The 12,911-nt window shown below is 69.7% G+C and carries 13 protein-coding genes; 10 read left to right on the top strand and 3 right to left on the bottom strand.

Annotation, left to right across the window (positions count from 1 at the left end):
* The first annotated feature begins 203 nt into the window (after positions 1-203).
* The 6 genes from HY68_RS33805 to yicI all read left to right on the top strand — a co-directional run bounded on the left by HY68_RS33805 (position 204) and on the right by yicI (position 7,723).
* Positions 204-668, top strand: a complete 465-nt coding sequence (locus tag HY68_RS33805; protein WP_041999156.1) for a transcriptional repressor — start codon at positions 204-206, stop codon at positions 666-668.
* Positions 669-902: 234 nt separating this feature from the next.
* Positions 903-2,138, top strand: a complete 1,236-nt coding sequence (locus HY68_RS33800; protein WP_041999153.1) for an extracellular solute-binding protein — start codon at positions 903-905, stop codon at positions 2,136-2,138.
* Between the two features lie 13 nt (positions 2,139-2,151).
* Complete coding sequence (locus HY68_RS33795; protein ID WP_041999150.1) at positions 2,152-3,111, top strand: sugar ABC transporter permease; 960 nt, start codon at positions 2,152-2,154, stop codon at positions 3,109-3,111.
* Between the two features lie 5 nt (positions 3,112-3,116).
* The gene (locus HY68_RS33790) at positions 3,117-3,932 is read left to right on the top strand and encodes a carbohydrate ABC transporter permease (protein ID WP_042000660.1); all 816 of its coding nucleotides are present in this window, start codon (positions 3,117-3,119) and stop codon (positions 3,930-3,932) included.
* Positions 3,933-4,001: 69 nt separating this feature from the next.
* A complete protein-coding gene (locus HY68_RS33785) occupies positions 4,002-5,417 on the top strand; it encodes a GH1 family beta-glucosidase (protein WP_041999147.1) in 1,416 nt (471 codons plus the stop codon).
* Positions 5,414-7,723: an alpha-xylosidase gene (gene yicI, locus HY68_RS33780; protein ID WP_041999145.1), complete on the top strand. Its 2,310-nt coding sequence runs from the start codon at positions 5,414-5,416 to the stop codon at positions 7,721-7,723. The genes HY68_RS33785 and yicI overlap by 4 nt, the downstream gene beginning before the upstream one ends.
* A gap of 48 nt (positions 7,724-7,771) precedes the next feature.
* On the opposite strand, the gene HY68_RS33775 is transcribed toward yicI, so the two are convergent.
* Positions 7,772-8,599, bottom strand: coding sequence for an alpha/beta fold hydrolase (locus HY68_RS33775; RefSeq protein ID WP_052457440.1), 828 nt, complete (start codon positions 8,597-8,599; stop codon positions 7,772-7,774).
* A gap of 126 nt (positions 8,600-8,725) precedes the next feature.
* Positions 8,726-9,184 carry a cupin domain-containing protein gene (locus tag HY68_RS33770; protein WP_041999143.1) on the bottom strand — a complete coding sequence of 153 codons (459 nt, stop codon included), beginning with the start codon at positions 9,182-9,184 and terminating at the stop codon, positions 8,726-8,728.
* A 102-nt stretch (positions 9,185-9,286) separates the two neighbouring features.
* Here HY68_RS33770 and HY68_RS33765 point away from each other — a divergent pair, with 102 nt between their 5' ends.
* The 4 genes from HY68_RS33765 to HY68_RS33750 all read left to right on the top strand — a co-directional run bounded on the left by HY68_RS33765 (position 9,287) and on the right by HY68_RS33750 (position 12,282).
* Positions 9,287-9,886 (top strand): TetR/AcrR family transcriptional regulator, encoded by a 600-nt coding sequence (locus tag HY68_RS33765; RefSeq protein WP_041999140.1) that lies wholly within the window; start codon positions 9,287-9,289, stop codon positions 9,884-9,886.
* 75 nt (positions 9,887-9,961) lie between these two features.
* Positions 9,962-10,435 (top strand): carboxymuconolactone decarboxylase family protein, encoded by a 474-nt coding sequence (locus tag HY68_RS33760; RefSeq protein WP_041999137.1) that lies wholly within the window; start codon positions 9,962-9,964, stop codon positions 10,433-10,435.
* Between the two features lie 269 nt (positions 10,436-10,704).
* Positions 10,705-11,601, top strand: coding sequence for an RNA polymerase sigma-70 factor (locus HY68_RS33755; protein WP_041999134.1), 897 nt, complete (start codon positions 10,705-10,707; stop codon positions 11,599-11,601).
* 66 nt (positions 11,602-11,667) lie between these two features.
* On the top strand, positions 11,668-12,282 hold the full coding sequence (locus tag HY68_RS33750) for a dihydrofolate reductase family protein (protein ID WP_041999131.1): 615 nt from the start codon (positions 11,668-11,670) through the stop codon (positions 12,280-12,282).
* Positions 12,283-12,306: 24 nt separating this feature from the next.
* Here HY68_RS33750 and HY68_RS33745 read toward each other — a convergent pair.
* Positions 12,307-12,911: hypothetical protein (locus tag HY68_RS33745; protein ID WP_041999128.1), on the bottom strand; the 605-nt coding region annotated here is incomplete at its 5' end.

Below are 12,911 nucleotides of genomic sequence, written 5' to 3'. Positions count from 1 at the left end.
CCTCTCAGACATGGGAATCTTTCCGGACAAAGCAGATAGACCCTGCCGTACTGGAGTCTTCCCCGTCCCTTGGTTATTGCCGGAACCGATCCTACGATGGATGCTGTCCAAGTCAAGAAGAGTGCCAAGTGTATATGTCGTCATAACTCGGACGTTCACAGGTGAACTTCGAATATCCCACGGACCCGAATAGGTGAACCGATATGAGTGACCTGCTGGAGCGACTGCGGGGGCGCAGCTGGCGGTTGACCTCCCAGCGGCGTGTCGTCGCACAGGTCCTCGACGGTGACCATGTGCATCTCACCGCTGACGAGGTGCACGCGCGCGCCGCGCGGCTGTTGCCCGAGATCTCCCGGGCGACGGTCTACAACACCCTGGGCGAGCTGGTCTCCATCGGTGAGGTGACAGAGGTCTCCACCGACGGGCGCGCCAAGCGGTACGACCCCAACGCACACCACCCGCACCAGCACTTGGTGTGCTCCGGCTGCGGGGCGGTCCGTGACGTCCACCCGACCGGTGACCCGCTGGCGGCCCTGCCGGCCGACGAGCGGTTCGGCTTCACGGTGTCGGCGGCCGAGGTCACGTACCGCGGACTGTGCCCGTCGTGCACTGTTCATCAGGACGTCGACGGCCGGGCACCCGGCGACGGCTCCGTGGCGCCCGCCTAACGGCGCCGCACCCCTCATACCCCTTACACACGCGCGGGAAGTGGCAGGCCGGCACTTCCCGCGCTTCGGCGTTGCCGTACCCCTTGTCGGCATGTCCGGGAGCGCCTAGCATCGCTGCATTCCGTCGAATCGAATCGATTCGACGGGTGTTCGACGACACATCGACGGCACGTCGACCACCCGTCGAACCTCCGTCTTCTCACAGAGCCGTAGACCGAACGGAGAGCCGCCACCATGCACCTTCCCCGCCGACGCCCACCGGCGTCGGCCGCGATCGCCTGCGCCACCGCCTTCCTGACCCTGGCCGGTCTCACCGGCTGCGGGAACGTCCCCGACCCCGGCACGATCACCGTGCTGAACTCGGCCACGGACACCCATGAACACGATCAGGAACAGAAGTTCTTCGACGCGTGCGCCGAGCCGCTCGGAGTCAAGGTCAGGCAGACCAGCGTGCCGGCCGACCAGGTGGTGTCGAAGGCGTTGCGCATGGCCTCGTCCCACTCGCTGACCGACATCCTGGAGCTGGACGGCTCCGAGGTGCCGCAGTTCGCCGACACGGGTGGCCTCGTACCGCTGAAGAGCGCCGGTGTGGACGTGGCGGGGATGTCGGGCAGCGCCATCACCATGGGCAGCTTCAAGGGCACGCTCTACGGCATCGCCCGTTCGGTGAACTCGCTCGCCCTGTTCTACAACGTGGACCTGCTCAAGAAGGCCGGTGTCGAGCCGCCCACCACCTGGGACGAGCTCAAGACCGCCGCGAAGACACTGACGCGCGGCAAGACGTACGGGATGGCCTTCAGCGCGACGCCGGACGCCGACGGCGTCTACCAGTTCCTGCCGTTCTTCTGGTCGGCGGGCGGCGACGAGGCCCATCTCGACGACGGCAAGGGCGCGCCCGCGCTGCAGCTGTGGAAGGACCTGGTCGGCCAGAAGTCGGCGTCGAGCGCCGCGGTCACCTGGAACCAGCAGGACGTCAACGACCAGTTCATCGCGGGCCGTACGGCGATGATGATCAACGGTCCCTGGCAGGTCCCGGTGCTGAGCGAGCAGAAGGACCTGCACTGGGCGGTGGCCGCGATACCCGTCCCCGAGGCGGGCAGGCCGCCGGTTCCGCCGATCGGTGGCACGGTGATGAGCGTCCCGCAGACCAAGGACAAGGGGCGGCAGCGGATCGCGGCGAAGATCATCAACTGTCTCAACGAGCAGAAGAACCAGGTGGCTTGGGGCGAGGCAGTCAACAACGTACCCACCCGGACGTCGGCGGCGGCCGCGTACAAGGCCAAGAACCCGAAGCTCGGGGCCTTCGCCGACGAGGTCGCGACGGCGCGCTCGCGCACCGACCGGGTCGGTGCCGACTGGCCGGTCGTCTCCGACGCCCTGTCCGGCGCCTTCCAGTCCGTACTGACCGGCCGCTCCACCCCTGAAGCGGCGCTGAGGCAGGCCCAGTCACGGGCCACGGCCGGCGAGTGAGGAGACGACTGCCATGACCATCACCGCCGCCGTTCCGGCGCCTTCGACGGGCACCGCCGCAGCCACGGGGACACCCGGGGCGAACCGGCGCCGCAGCGCACTGCTGCGCTGGGGCTTCGTCGCTCCCGCCGTCCTGTACATGCTGGCCTTCTTCGGCTACCCGCTCGTCCGCAACATCGTGATGAGCTTCCAGCACTACACACCGCGCACCTTCTTCACCGGCGAGTCGCCGTTCAACGGATTCGACAACTGGCGCGGTGTGTTCGACAACCCGCTGTTCACCGGCTCCCTCTGGCACACCCTGGTCTTCACCCTCGGCTCGCTGCTCGGCCAGTTCGTCATCGGCCTGGCGCTCGCCGTGTTCTTCTCCCGCCGCTTCCGGCTCTCGGGATTCGTACGCGCCGTACTGCTGCTGCCCTGGCTGGTGCCGATGGTGGTGTCGGCGGTCGTCTGGCGAAAACTCCTCGACCAGGACACCGGCGTCGTCAACAGCCTGCTGATGGACCTGCACCTCGTCTCGTCGCCGGTCTCCTGGCTCAGCAGCCCGAGCGTCGCCCTGCTGTCGGCGATCCTGGTCAACGTCTGGATCGGCATCCCGTTCAACATGGTGATCCTGTACGGCGGGCTCCAGGAGATCCCGCGCGATCTGTACGAGGCCGCGTCCCTGGACGGCGCCGGCGCCTGGCGCACGTTCCGCAGTGTCACCCTGCCGCTGCTGCGCCCGGTGGTGACCGTCGTCCTCGTCCTGGGCTTCATGTCGACGGTGAAGATCCTCGATCTGATCCTGGCGCTGACCGGCGGCGGCCCCGCCGACTCCACGCAGACCCTCGGCACGGTCACCTACCAGCTCTCCTTCCAGCAACTGGACTTCGGGCAGGGCGCGGTGGTCGGCAACATCCTCATTCTTGTCAGCGCGGTGTTCGCCGTGCTCTATCTGCGTCTCAACCGTGCCGACTTCGGCCAGGGGAAGTGATCGCCATGTCCACCCGCCACCTGCGCAGGGGCACGAACACCGTCGCCGCACTGATCATTCTGGTCGTCCTGCTGTTCCCGCTCTACTGGATGCTCAACATCGCCCTCCAGCCGGGCGAGAGCCTCGCCTCCACCGACTGGTTCCCGACAGCGCCCGGCTGGGAGAACTTCCACCGCGCGCTCAGCAGTCAGGGCGGCTCGCTCGGCACCAGCCTGGTCGTGGCGCTCGGCGCCGTGGTGGTGTGCCTCGCGCTCGCCGCACCGGCCGCGTACGGCCTCGCGCAGCTCGGGCTGCGCGGCAGCCGCACCATGGTCTTCGGCACGCTCATCACCCAGATGGTGCCGGGCATCGTCATCGCCAACGCGCTCTACAGCGCCTACGTCGACCTGAACCTGGTCAATTCGACGTTCGGCCTCATCCTCGCCGACGCCTCGCTCGGACTGCCTTTCTCGATCGTGCTGTTGCGGGCCTTCATGGTGTCCATACCGAGGGAGGTCGTGGAGGCGGCGCTGGTGGACGGGGCGAACCGCTTCACCGCGTTCTGGCGGATCGTCCTGCCGATGAGCCGCAACGCCCTCATCACCTCGGGCCTGTTCGCCTTCCTCTTCGCCTGGTCGGACTTCATGTTCGCGCTGACCCTCAACACCACCGACGACGTCAAACCGATCACCCTGTCCATGTACGAGTACATCGGCGCCCATGTCAGCGACTGGGGCGCGGTCATGGCGACGGCGGTGGTGTCCGCCGTACCGGCCGCGATCCTGCTCGTGGTGGCTCAGAAGTACGTGGCAGCCGGCATCACCGGCGGCTCGGTCAAGTAGCCCCGCAGCGGCCCGTAATCACTCCACCGCACCGCATTCACCACAGACCCGAAAGGGCCCGGCACGACCATGAGCACTTCCTTCCCCGTTCTCCCCCGGGGCTTCACCTTCGGTACCGCGACGGCGAGTTACCAGATCGAGGGCGCCCACGACGAGGACGGCCGCGGTCCTTCGATCTGGGACACCTTCAGTCATACCCCCGGCCGTACCAAGGACGGCGCCACGGGCGACACGGCCTGCGACCACTATCACCGCTACCCCGAGGACGTGGCGCTGCTGCGCGACCTCGGCGTCGACTCGTATCGCTTCTCCGTCGCCTGGCCACGGATCCAGCCGACGGGTACGGGACCGGCGAACGCCAAGGGTCTCGACTTCTACGACCGGCTCACCGACGAACTGCTCGGCGCCGGAATCGCGCCCGCCGTGACCCTCTACCACTGGGACCTGCCACAGGCTCTTGAGGACCTGGGCGGCTGGCGGACACGGGAGACGGCCGAGCACTTCGCCGAGTACACCCGTCTGGTGGCGGAGCGGCTCGGGGACCGGGTCGCGCGCTGGATCACCCTCAACGAGCCGTTCTGCACGGCCTTTTCGGGCTACGCGGAAGGCCGGCACGCTCCCGGTGCCCAGGAGGGCACACCGGCGCTGGCCGCCGCCCACCATCTGCTGGTCGCCCACGGCAACGCCGTGCGCGTGCTGCGCGAGGCGGGTGCGCGGGAGGTCGGCATCACCCTCAACATCGACCTGGTCGAGGCCGCATCGCCGGCGCCCGCCGATGTGGCGGCGGCGCGCCGGGCCGGGACGCTGCACAACGACGTCTGGACCGAGCCCCTGTTCGCCGGGCGCTATCCGGCGACGGAGGCGGAGACCTGGGGCGCGCTCGCCGACGGCTCGTACCGCGAGGACGGCGATCTGGCGCTGATCGGCGCGCCGCTCGACTTCGTCGGCATCAACTTCTACCGTCCGCTGACCTTCGCGGACGCACCGCACACGGAACCCGAGGAGAGCCGGCGCAGCGCCGTCGACATCGGGGTGCGGCCGGTCGATCCGTACGGCAGCCGCCGTACGACGATGGGCTGGCCGGTCGTACCGGAGGCGTTCACCACACTGCTGACCGGTCTGGTGGCGCGCTACCCGGGGCTGCCGCCGGTGTACATCACCGAGAACGGTTCGGCCGAGGCCGACACGGTCGCTCCGGACGGCGCGGTGCACGACCAGGACCGGGTGACGTATCTGCACGACCATCTGACCGCCGTGGCAGCCGCGATCGACGCGGGGGTGGAGGTGCGCGGCTACTACGTGTGGTCGCTGCTGGACAACTTCGAGTGGGCGCACGGCTATCGGCAGCGCTTCGGGATCGTACGCATCGACTACGACACGCAGAGACGCACACCGAAGGACAGCTACCACTGGTTCCGGCGGCTGATCGAAGGACACCGCGCCATGGACGACGCCGACCGCGCCCCCGTACAGGAGAGCCGATGAAGTTCACCGACGGCTACTGGCTGATGCGCCCCGGCGTCAGCGCCCACCACGCGGCGTCCGTGGCCGACGCCGTGGTCACCGACGACCGGCTGACGCTGTACGCGCCGGTGGGCCGGGTCACGCACCGGGGCGACACGCTCAACGGGCCGTTGCTGACCGTGGACTGCTGGTCGCCCGCCGAGGGCGTGATCGGCGTCCGTACGACCCACCACGGCGGACGGGCGCCCCGGCGGCCCGAGTTCGCCCTCACCCCGGCGGAGCAGTCGGCGGCCAAGACCGTACGCGAGGGCTCGGCCGTCGAACTCATCTCCGGCGAGCTGTCGTTGAAGGTCGACACCGAGGCGCCGTGGCGACTGGACTTCAGCGCGGGCGGCCGAACCCTCACCTCGGTCGGCAGGCGCGGCACCGGCTTCGCGACCGACGCCGAAGGACGGCACTTCATGCTCACGCAGCTGTCGCTCGGCGTCGGCGAGAGCGTGTACGGGCTCGGCGAGCGCTTCACGCCGTTCGTACGCAACGGCCAGAGCGTCGACATCTGGCAGGCCGACGGCGGCACGAGCAGCGAACAGGCGTACAAGAACGTCCCGTTCCATCTCACCGACCGGGGGTACGGCGTCTTCGTCAACCATCCGGGCCAGGTGTCGTACGAGGTCGGCTCGGAGTCCGTCGGGCAGGTCCAGTTCAGCGTCGAGGACCAGTCGCTGGAGTTCTTCGTCGTGTACGGCCCGACGCCGAAGGACATCCTCGCCCGCTACACGGCGCTGACCGGCCGACCCGCGCTGCCGCCCGACTGGTCGTTCGGCCTGTGGCTGTCCACGTCGTTCACGACCTCCTACGACGAGGCGACGGTCACCCGGTTCGTCACGGGCATGGCCGAGGCCGAAATCCCGCTGAGCGTCTTCCACTTCGACTGCTTCTGGATGCGCGAGTACCAGTGGAGCGACTTCGTCTGGGACCCGGACGTCTTCCCCGACCCGGTCGGCATGCTGGCCCGGCTCAAGGCGCAGGGGCTGCAGATCTGTGTCTGGATCAATCCGTACATCGCCCAGAAGTCGGCGCTGTTCGCCGAGGGCATGGCGCTGGGGCACCTGCTGAAACGGCCGGACGGCGACGTATGGCAGTGGGACAGATGGCAGGCCGGCATGGCGCTCGTCGACTTCACCAGTCCCGCCGCGCGGGAGTGGTACGCGGGCAAGCTGCGGCTGCTGCTCGACCAGGGCGTGGACTGCTTCAAGACCGACTTCGGGGAGCGGGTGCCCCTCGATGTGGCCTGGCACGACGGCTCGGACCCGGAGCGAATGCACAACTACTACACCCAGTTGTACAACGAGACCGTCTTCGACCTGCTGCGGGACGTGCGCGGCGAGGGTGAGGCCGTCGTCTTCGCGCGCTCGGCGACCACCGGCGGCCAGCGGCTGCCGGTGCACTGGGGCGGCGACTGCGAATCGTCCTTCGAGGCGATGGCCGAGTCGCTGCGCGGCGGGCTCTCGCTCGGCCTCTCCGGCTTCGGCTTCTGGAGCCATGACATCGGGGGGTTCGAGGGCACGCCGACGCCCGCGCTGTTCAAACGCTGGGTGCAGTTCGGGCTGTTGTCGTCGCACAGCCGTCTGCACGGCAGCAAGTCCTACCGGGTGCCGTGGGACTACGGCGACGAAGCGGTGGCCGTCACGCGCTCCTTCACCCGGCTCAAGCACCGGCTGATGCCGTACCTCTACCGCGCCGCCGTGCAGGCGCGCGACGCGGGTACGCCGGTGATGCGGGCCATGGTGCTGGAGTTCCCGGCCGACCCCGCCTGCCGCTCACTCGACCGGCAGTACATGCTCGGGGACGACCTGCTGGTGGCGCCCGTCTTCACCGAGGACGGCTCTGTCGAGTACTACCTCCCGGCCGGTACCTGGACCAACGTCCTTACCGGGGAACGGATCTCGGGGCCCGGCTGGCAGCGGGAGACCCACGGCTTCGACACGCTTCCGCTGCTCGCCAGGGAAGGCGCTGTCGTGCCGTTCGGAGCGGTCGCCGACCGGCCGGCGTACGACTGGGCGGACGGGGTGACCCTGCGCGTTCACACGCCGGCCGACGGGTCGACGGTGGTGACGGCCGTGCCGCTCCCGGACGGTTCGGGAGAGGCGGCGGTATTCACCACGCGGCGGTCGGGGGACGAGATCGTCGTGGAGACCGACAGCCAACTGCCCTGGAACGTGCTGCTCGTGGGCGTCGAAGCCGCTGAAGGCGGCGTGCCGCACGGGCTGGGCACGCTGTACGTCTGCCCGGCGGGTACGCCGAGACTGACGGCCCGCTGGTCGTAGCAGACCTGAACTCGGCGCGTCTCGCCCGGCTTCACCTCGCGCCGGCCTTCACCTCGGGTCGGGCTTCACCTCGGACTCGACGAAGGCGCCGATGGCGTCGAACACGGCTGCGGGCTGCTCCAGTTGCGGGAAGTGGCCGGCTTCCGCGACGGGGCGGAACGTCGCCCGGGGAAAGGAGTCGGCCAGGGCGCGGCTGTACTCCAGGGGCACGATGCCGTCCTGTTCGCCGGGCAGCACCAGCACGGGGACGGTGACACGGTGCAGGCGTCCGCGCAGCTTGGGGTCGCTGCAGAAGGGGTCGCCCGCGTAGACGGCGAGCGTCGCCTGGTTGGCCGCCATCGCGGCCCTCTGGTCAGCGCCGAGGGTGGCAGGGTCGGGCCGCAGTTCGGGCCGGTGGAAGGCGAGTTCACCGGTGCGGACCGGACCGAGCTGCGCGGGGTCGGCGATGGTGAGCGGGGGTTCGGGCGTGATGCCGGTGGAGGCGAGCAGTACGAGCGCGCTGATACGGCCGTGGTTGTCGCGGACGCCCATCTCCGCGGCTATCCAGCCGCCGACGGAGTTCCCCGCGACCAGCACGGTCTCCAGGCCGAGTTGGTCGATGAGGTCAAGGTAGGCGGTGGCGAGGTCGGCGACGCTGTCGGTGCTCTCCGGGCGATGCGTACCGTCGAAGCCGGGGTGGGTGGGGGCGACGACGTACGCGTGCTGGGACAGCGCGGCGGCGAAGCCGTCGACCGAACGGGGTCCGGCGCCGCCGTGCAGGACGAGCGCGCCCGCGCCGCCGGCCGCGTCGCGGTCGCCGTACTCCTTGATGGTGATGTCCAGACCGCTGGGCAGAGCGATCGTACGGACGGTGCCGGTGGGGGCGGAGACAGTCATGGTGCGGGGTTCCTTGTCGTCAGTTTCGTGAGAGTCAACTGTCATGAAGATAGCCCCGCCCCCCTCGCTCATGCAAGTGAACTCTCACGAAGAGATGCGGCTCTCCCCCGCCCCGCTCGGCCCCGGTTACGCGAAGTCGGTCGCGGCGACGGTGCCGTACCGGCCCATCACCTCACCGACGACCTGCGGGGTCATCTCCTGCCCGGCCGCCATCGTGTCGCGCAGATCCTGGAAATAGCGCACATAGAGATCCGGGGTAAAGGTGTTGATCATGACGACGGGCTCGTCGCCCGGGTTCGCGAAGGTGTGCGGAGCGCCCGGCGGAATCATGGCGAGCGTGCCGGCGGGTGCGTCGTACCGGCTCTCGCCGACGGTGAAGCGGGCGGTGCCCGACACGACGTAGAAGCCCTCGTCATGCAGGGAGTGCCGGTGCTGCGGCGGTCCTTCGGTGTGCGGGGCCAGGGTGATCTCGCCGATGCCGAGCCGGTGCGCCGTCGTGGAACCGTCCTCCAGGATGCGGATCCGGGCGCCGCCGAGATCGATCACTTCGCCGGCGTCGGGGGCGACGACGGAGACGTTGTTCATGAGTACTCCCGCTGATGCCGTGAGGATGAATGCGAGTAAGCTCTCATAACAGGAGTCAACTAGCTACAGTTCCTCAGACGTGACGAGGAGAAGGGCCGACGGATGGCACCCCAGAACCCCGGTGGCCGGGCCAATCAGAAGCTGCGCACCCGCACCGCGATCCTCCAGGCCGCGGCGGAACTCATGCGCACCGGCCGCGAGATGACGATGCCCGCCGTCGCACGGGCCGCCCTGGTGTCCGAGGCCACGGCCTACCGCTACTTCCCCGATCTCGCCAGCCTCCTCCAGGAGGCCATGGCCGGGCAGTGGCCCACCCCCGCGCAGGCGCTGAGATCCGTCGCGGGCTCCCGCGACCCGGTGGAGCGCATCGCGGCGGCGACCGAGCACCTGTTCCGTACGGTCCTGAGCCATCAGGGCGCGACCCGCGCGATGATCGCGGCGACCATCACCCGGCCTGCGGCCATCTCCGCCCGTCCGGCCATGCGCGTCGGCCTGATCGACTACGCGCTCGCCCCGCTGGACGACACCCTCGGTGCCACCGACCCGGCCGCGCTGGCCCAGCTGAAGCGCGACCTCACCGTCGTCATCAGCGCCGAGGCGCTTTTCACCCTGACCGACCTGTGCGGGCTGGACCCCGACGCCGCTGTCGCCAGCGCCGTGCACACCGCGACGGCTCTCACCCGGGCGGCGCTGCCCGGCTGAGCCGACTTCCGCTGTCACAGATCTCCGGGCTGCGCGGTCAGTGGTACGTAACCGCAACTCAGCCAGGAGAAACCCATGGAATCGCGTCTCAACTTCTTCGGCAACGCCCTCGCGGGCAAGGTGCTGAAGCACATCAACTCGGCGGGCAAGATCGTCTCGGACTCCGGCCTGCCGCTCGCGACACAGGAGCTGGTGAAGATCCGCGCCAGCCAGATCAACGGCTGCGGCTTCTGCACGGACATGCACACCAAGGACGCCACCGCCGCCGGGGAGACCCAGGCGCGGCTCAACCTGGTGGCCGTCTGGCGGGAGGCCACGGCCTTCACCGAGGCGGAGCGCGCGGCGCTGGAGCTGGCGGAGCAGGGCACGCGGATCGCGGACGCGGCGGGTGGCGTCAGTGACGAGGCCTGGGCGAACGCGGCCAAGTACTACGACGAGGACCAGCTGGTCGCGCTGATCTCCCTGATCGCCGTCATCAACGCGTACAACCGGATCAACGTGATCAACCAGCAGCCGGCCGGCGGCTACCAGCCGGGTCAGTTCGGCTGAGCCTGGGGCCAGCTCCGGGCCTGACTCCGGTATCCCGGTGCGCGGACGTGTGCGTCACCGCACTCCGGAATGTTCCGGCAGGCGTCAGCTCGGGCCAACAGTGACGACCTCACTGACCAGTTGAGCTGGCGCCGGCCGACCGCGCGGCGCGGCGGGCTGACGCACCGTCCCGTCGTACCCGGCGGTGGTCGTGCCGCAAACACACTCCGGCCGGGGTGGGCTGTAGCGTGGTGGGTCTCGGTGCGGCCTCTGTGCCGGAAGGGACGACCATGCACACGGATAATGACGCCGACTCCCTCGACGGCGCGACACGGGAGTTCCTGGCGGCGCGCCCGCAGCTCTTCGGCATCGCCTACCGCGTGCTCGGCAGCGCGGCGGAGGCCGAGGACATCGTCCAGGACGCCTGGTTGCGGTGGCAGAACGCCGACCGTACGGACATCGTCGAGCCGAAGGCGTTCCTGGCCACCGTCACCACGCGGCTCGCCATCAACACGGCCAAGTCCGCGCGGGTGCGGCGCGAGTCGTACGTCGGGCCGTGGCTTCCCGAACCGGTCGACACCAGCCAGGATCCGCAGGTGGGGGCCGAACGGGCCGAAGCACTCGAACTCGCGGTGCTCCTCGTCCTCGAAAAGCTGAACCCGGTCGAACGGGCCGCCTACGTCCTGCGGGAGGCGTTCGACTACCCGTACGGCCAGGTGGCCGAGATCCTGGAGACGAGCGAGGCCAACGCCCGCCAACTGGTGAGCCGCGCCCGCAAACATCTGGCCGCCGAACGCAAGGAGCGGGTCAGCCCCACCGAGCTGCAGCGCCTGCTGGAGGTCTTCCTCGCCGCCGCGCGGACCGGCGATCTGAAAGTGCTTGAGGATGTGCTCGCCGCGGACGTCGTCAGCTACTCCGACGGCGGAGGCGTACGCGGCGCATCGCGGATTCCGGTCGTCGGACTCCCGCACGTGTCCCAGTACCTCGTCGCGTTCGCACCCCGCTTCTGGCCCGAGGCCGAGATCCGCCGCGTCGAGGCGAACGGCGGACCGGCGGTGCTCGTCCTGTCCGGCGGGAACGCAGTCGCGCTGCTGACCATCGACGCGTCGGCCGAGGGGATCGACCGGATCATGTGGATGATGAACCCGGCGAAGCTGGCGCCGTACGTGGAGTCGCTGGACGGCTGAGCACCGATCGCCGCGCACCTCGCCGATCGGCGATGAGTTCGGGCGGCGGGGCCGGTCTGAACTGACATGACTCGAATCATCGCCGACATCTCGGTCTCCCTCGACGGCTTTGTCACCGGGCCCGACCCCCGCCCCGGCAGTGGTCTCGGTACCGGTGGCGAGGCTCTGCATACCTGGGCGTTCTCCGACGACCCCGACGACCGGCGGTACCTGAGCGAGGGGACCGCTCGCTCGGGGGCCGTCGTGCTCGGGCGCCGGCTCTTCGACACGGTCGACGGGCCGGACGGCTGGGACGACGAGACCGGCTACGGGGCCGGCGAGGTCGGGAAGCCCGCGTTCGTCGTCGTGACGAGCGCACCGCCGGAGTCGGTGCGGCTCGCCGACCTCGACTGGACGTTCGTCACCACCGGTCTCGCCGACGCCGTCCGCACCGCGCGCGAGCACGCCGAGGCGGCGTCGGCGGCCGGCGGCAAGGATCTCGATGTCGTCCTCATGGGCGGCGGCGCCACCGTCGGCTCGGCGATCGAGGCGGGGCTGGTCGACGTGCTGACGCTGCACCTCGCACCCGTCGTGCTCGGCGCCGGGACGCCGCTGTTCACCGGCGGAACGCCTCGGACGCTGGTGCGGCGGGAGGTGTTCGCGACATCGAACGTGACGCATCTGACCTACGACGTCTGCTGACGACGAGGCCCCCGGGTCACCTTGTCAGCCGAAACTGAGCTCGACCGGGGCGCCGGACATGGTGTCCGCCTCCAGGAACAGTGAGCGGGCCCCCCACTGGGTGAACGGGATCTCCCGACCTACCAGGTACGACCGCGCGGCGCCGAAGTCGGCCACCTGGAGGGTGAGCCAGCAGATCCGTTCGCCGTGGGCCGCCAGGAACGCGCCGGCCCTGTCGAGGACGCTGCCCGACCGGGAGCCGATGAACTCCACCCGATGGTCGGCCAGTGCGACGCCGTGGCCGGTGGTGTTGAGCGCGCTGTTCTCGGTGGCGTAGGCCGGCTGCCCCACCAGCGCGGAGAGTGCGGCGGCAGCGGCGGCCGGGTCCGTAGCCGTCAGCTTCACCGTCGGCGGGCCGGTGAGGCCGAGGGGGTTCCCGACCGTGTCCTCGGTGCCGCGCTCGCCGGTCTCGGCGGCGGTTGCCCGCACGATCTCCAGGCGGAGCCCGTGCAGATCGTCGGGCTCGGTGAACAGTCCGCCGCCCGGGGCGCGCTCCGCCACCCGGACGCCGTGCTCCTTGAGCGTGTCGGACGCGTCGTCGGTCGACGGTACGGTCCACCGCAGCGCGTGCCAGCCGGCCGGCCCGCCGG

The sequence above is a fragment of the Streptomyces sp. AcH 505 genome (genome assembly GCF_000818175.1).
Classification (GTDB): domain Bacteria; phylum Actinomycetota; class Actinomycetes; order Streptomycetales; family Streptomycetaceae; genus Streptomyces.
This window is presented reverse-complemented; position numbering and strand designations above follow the sequence as displayed.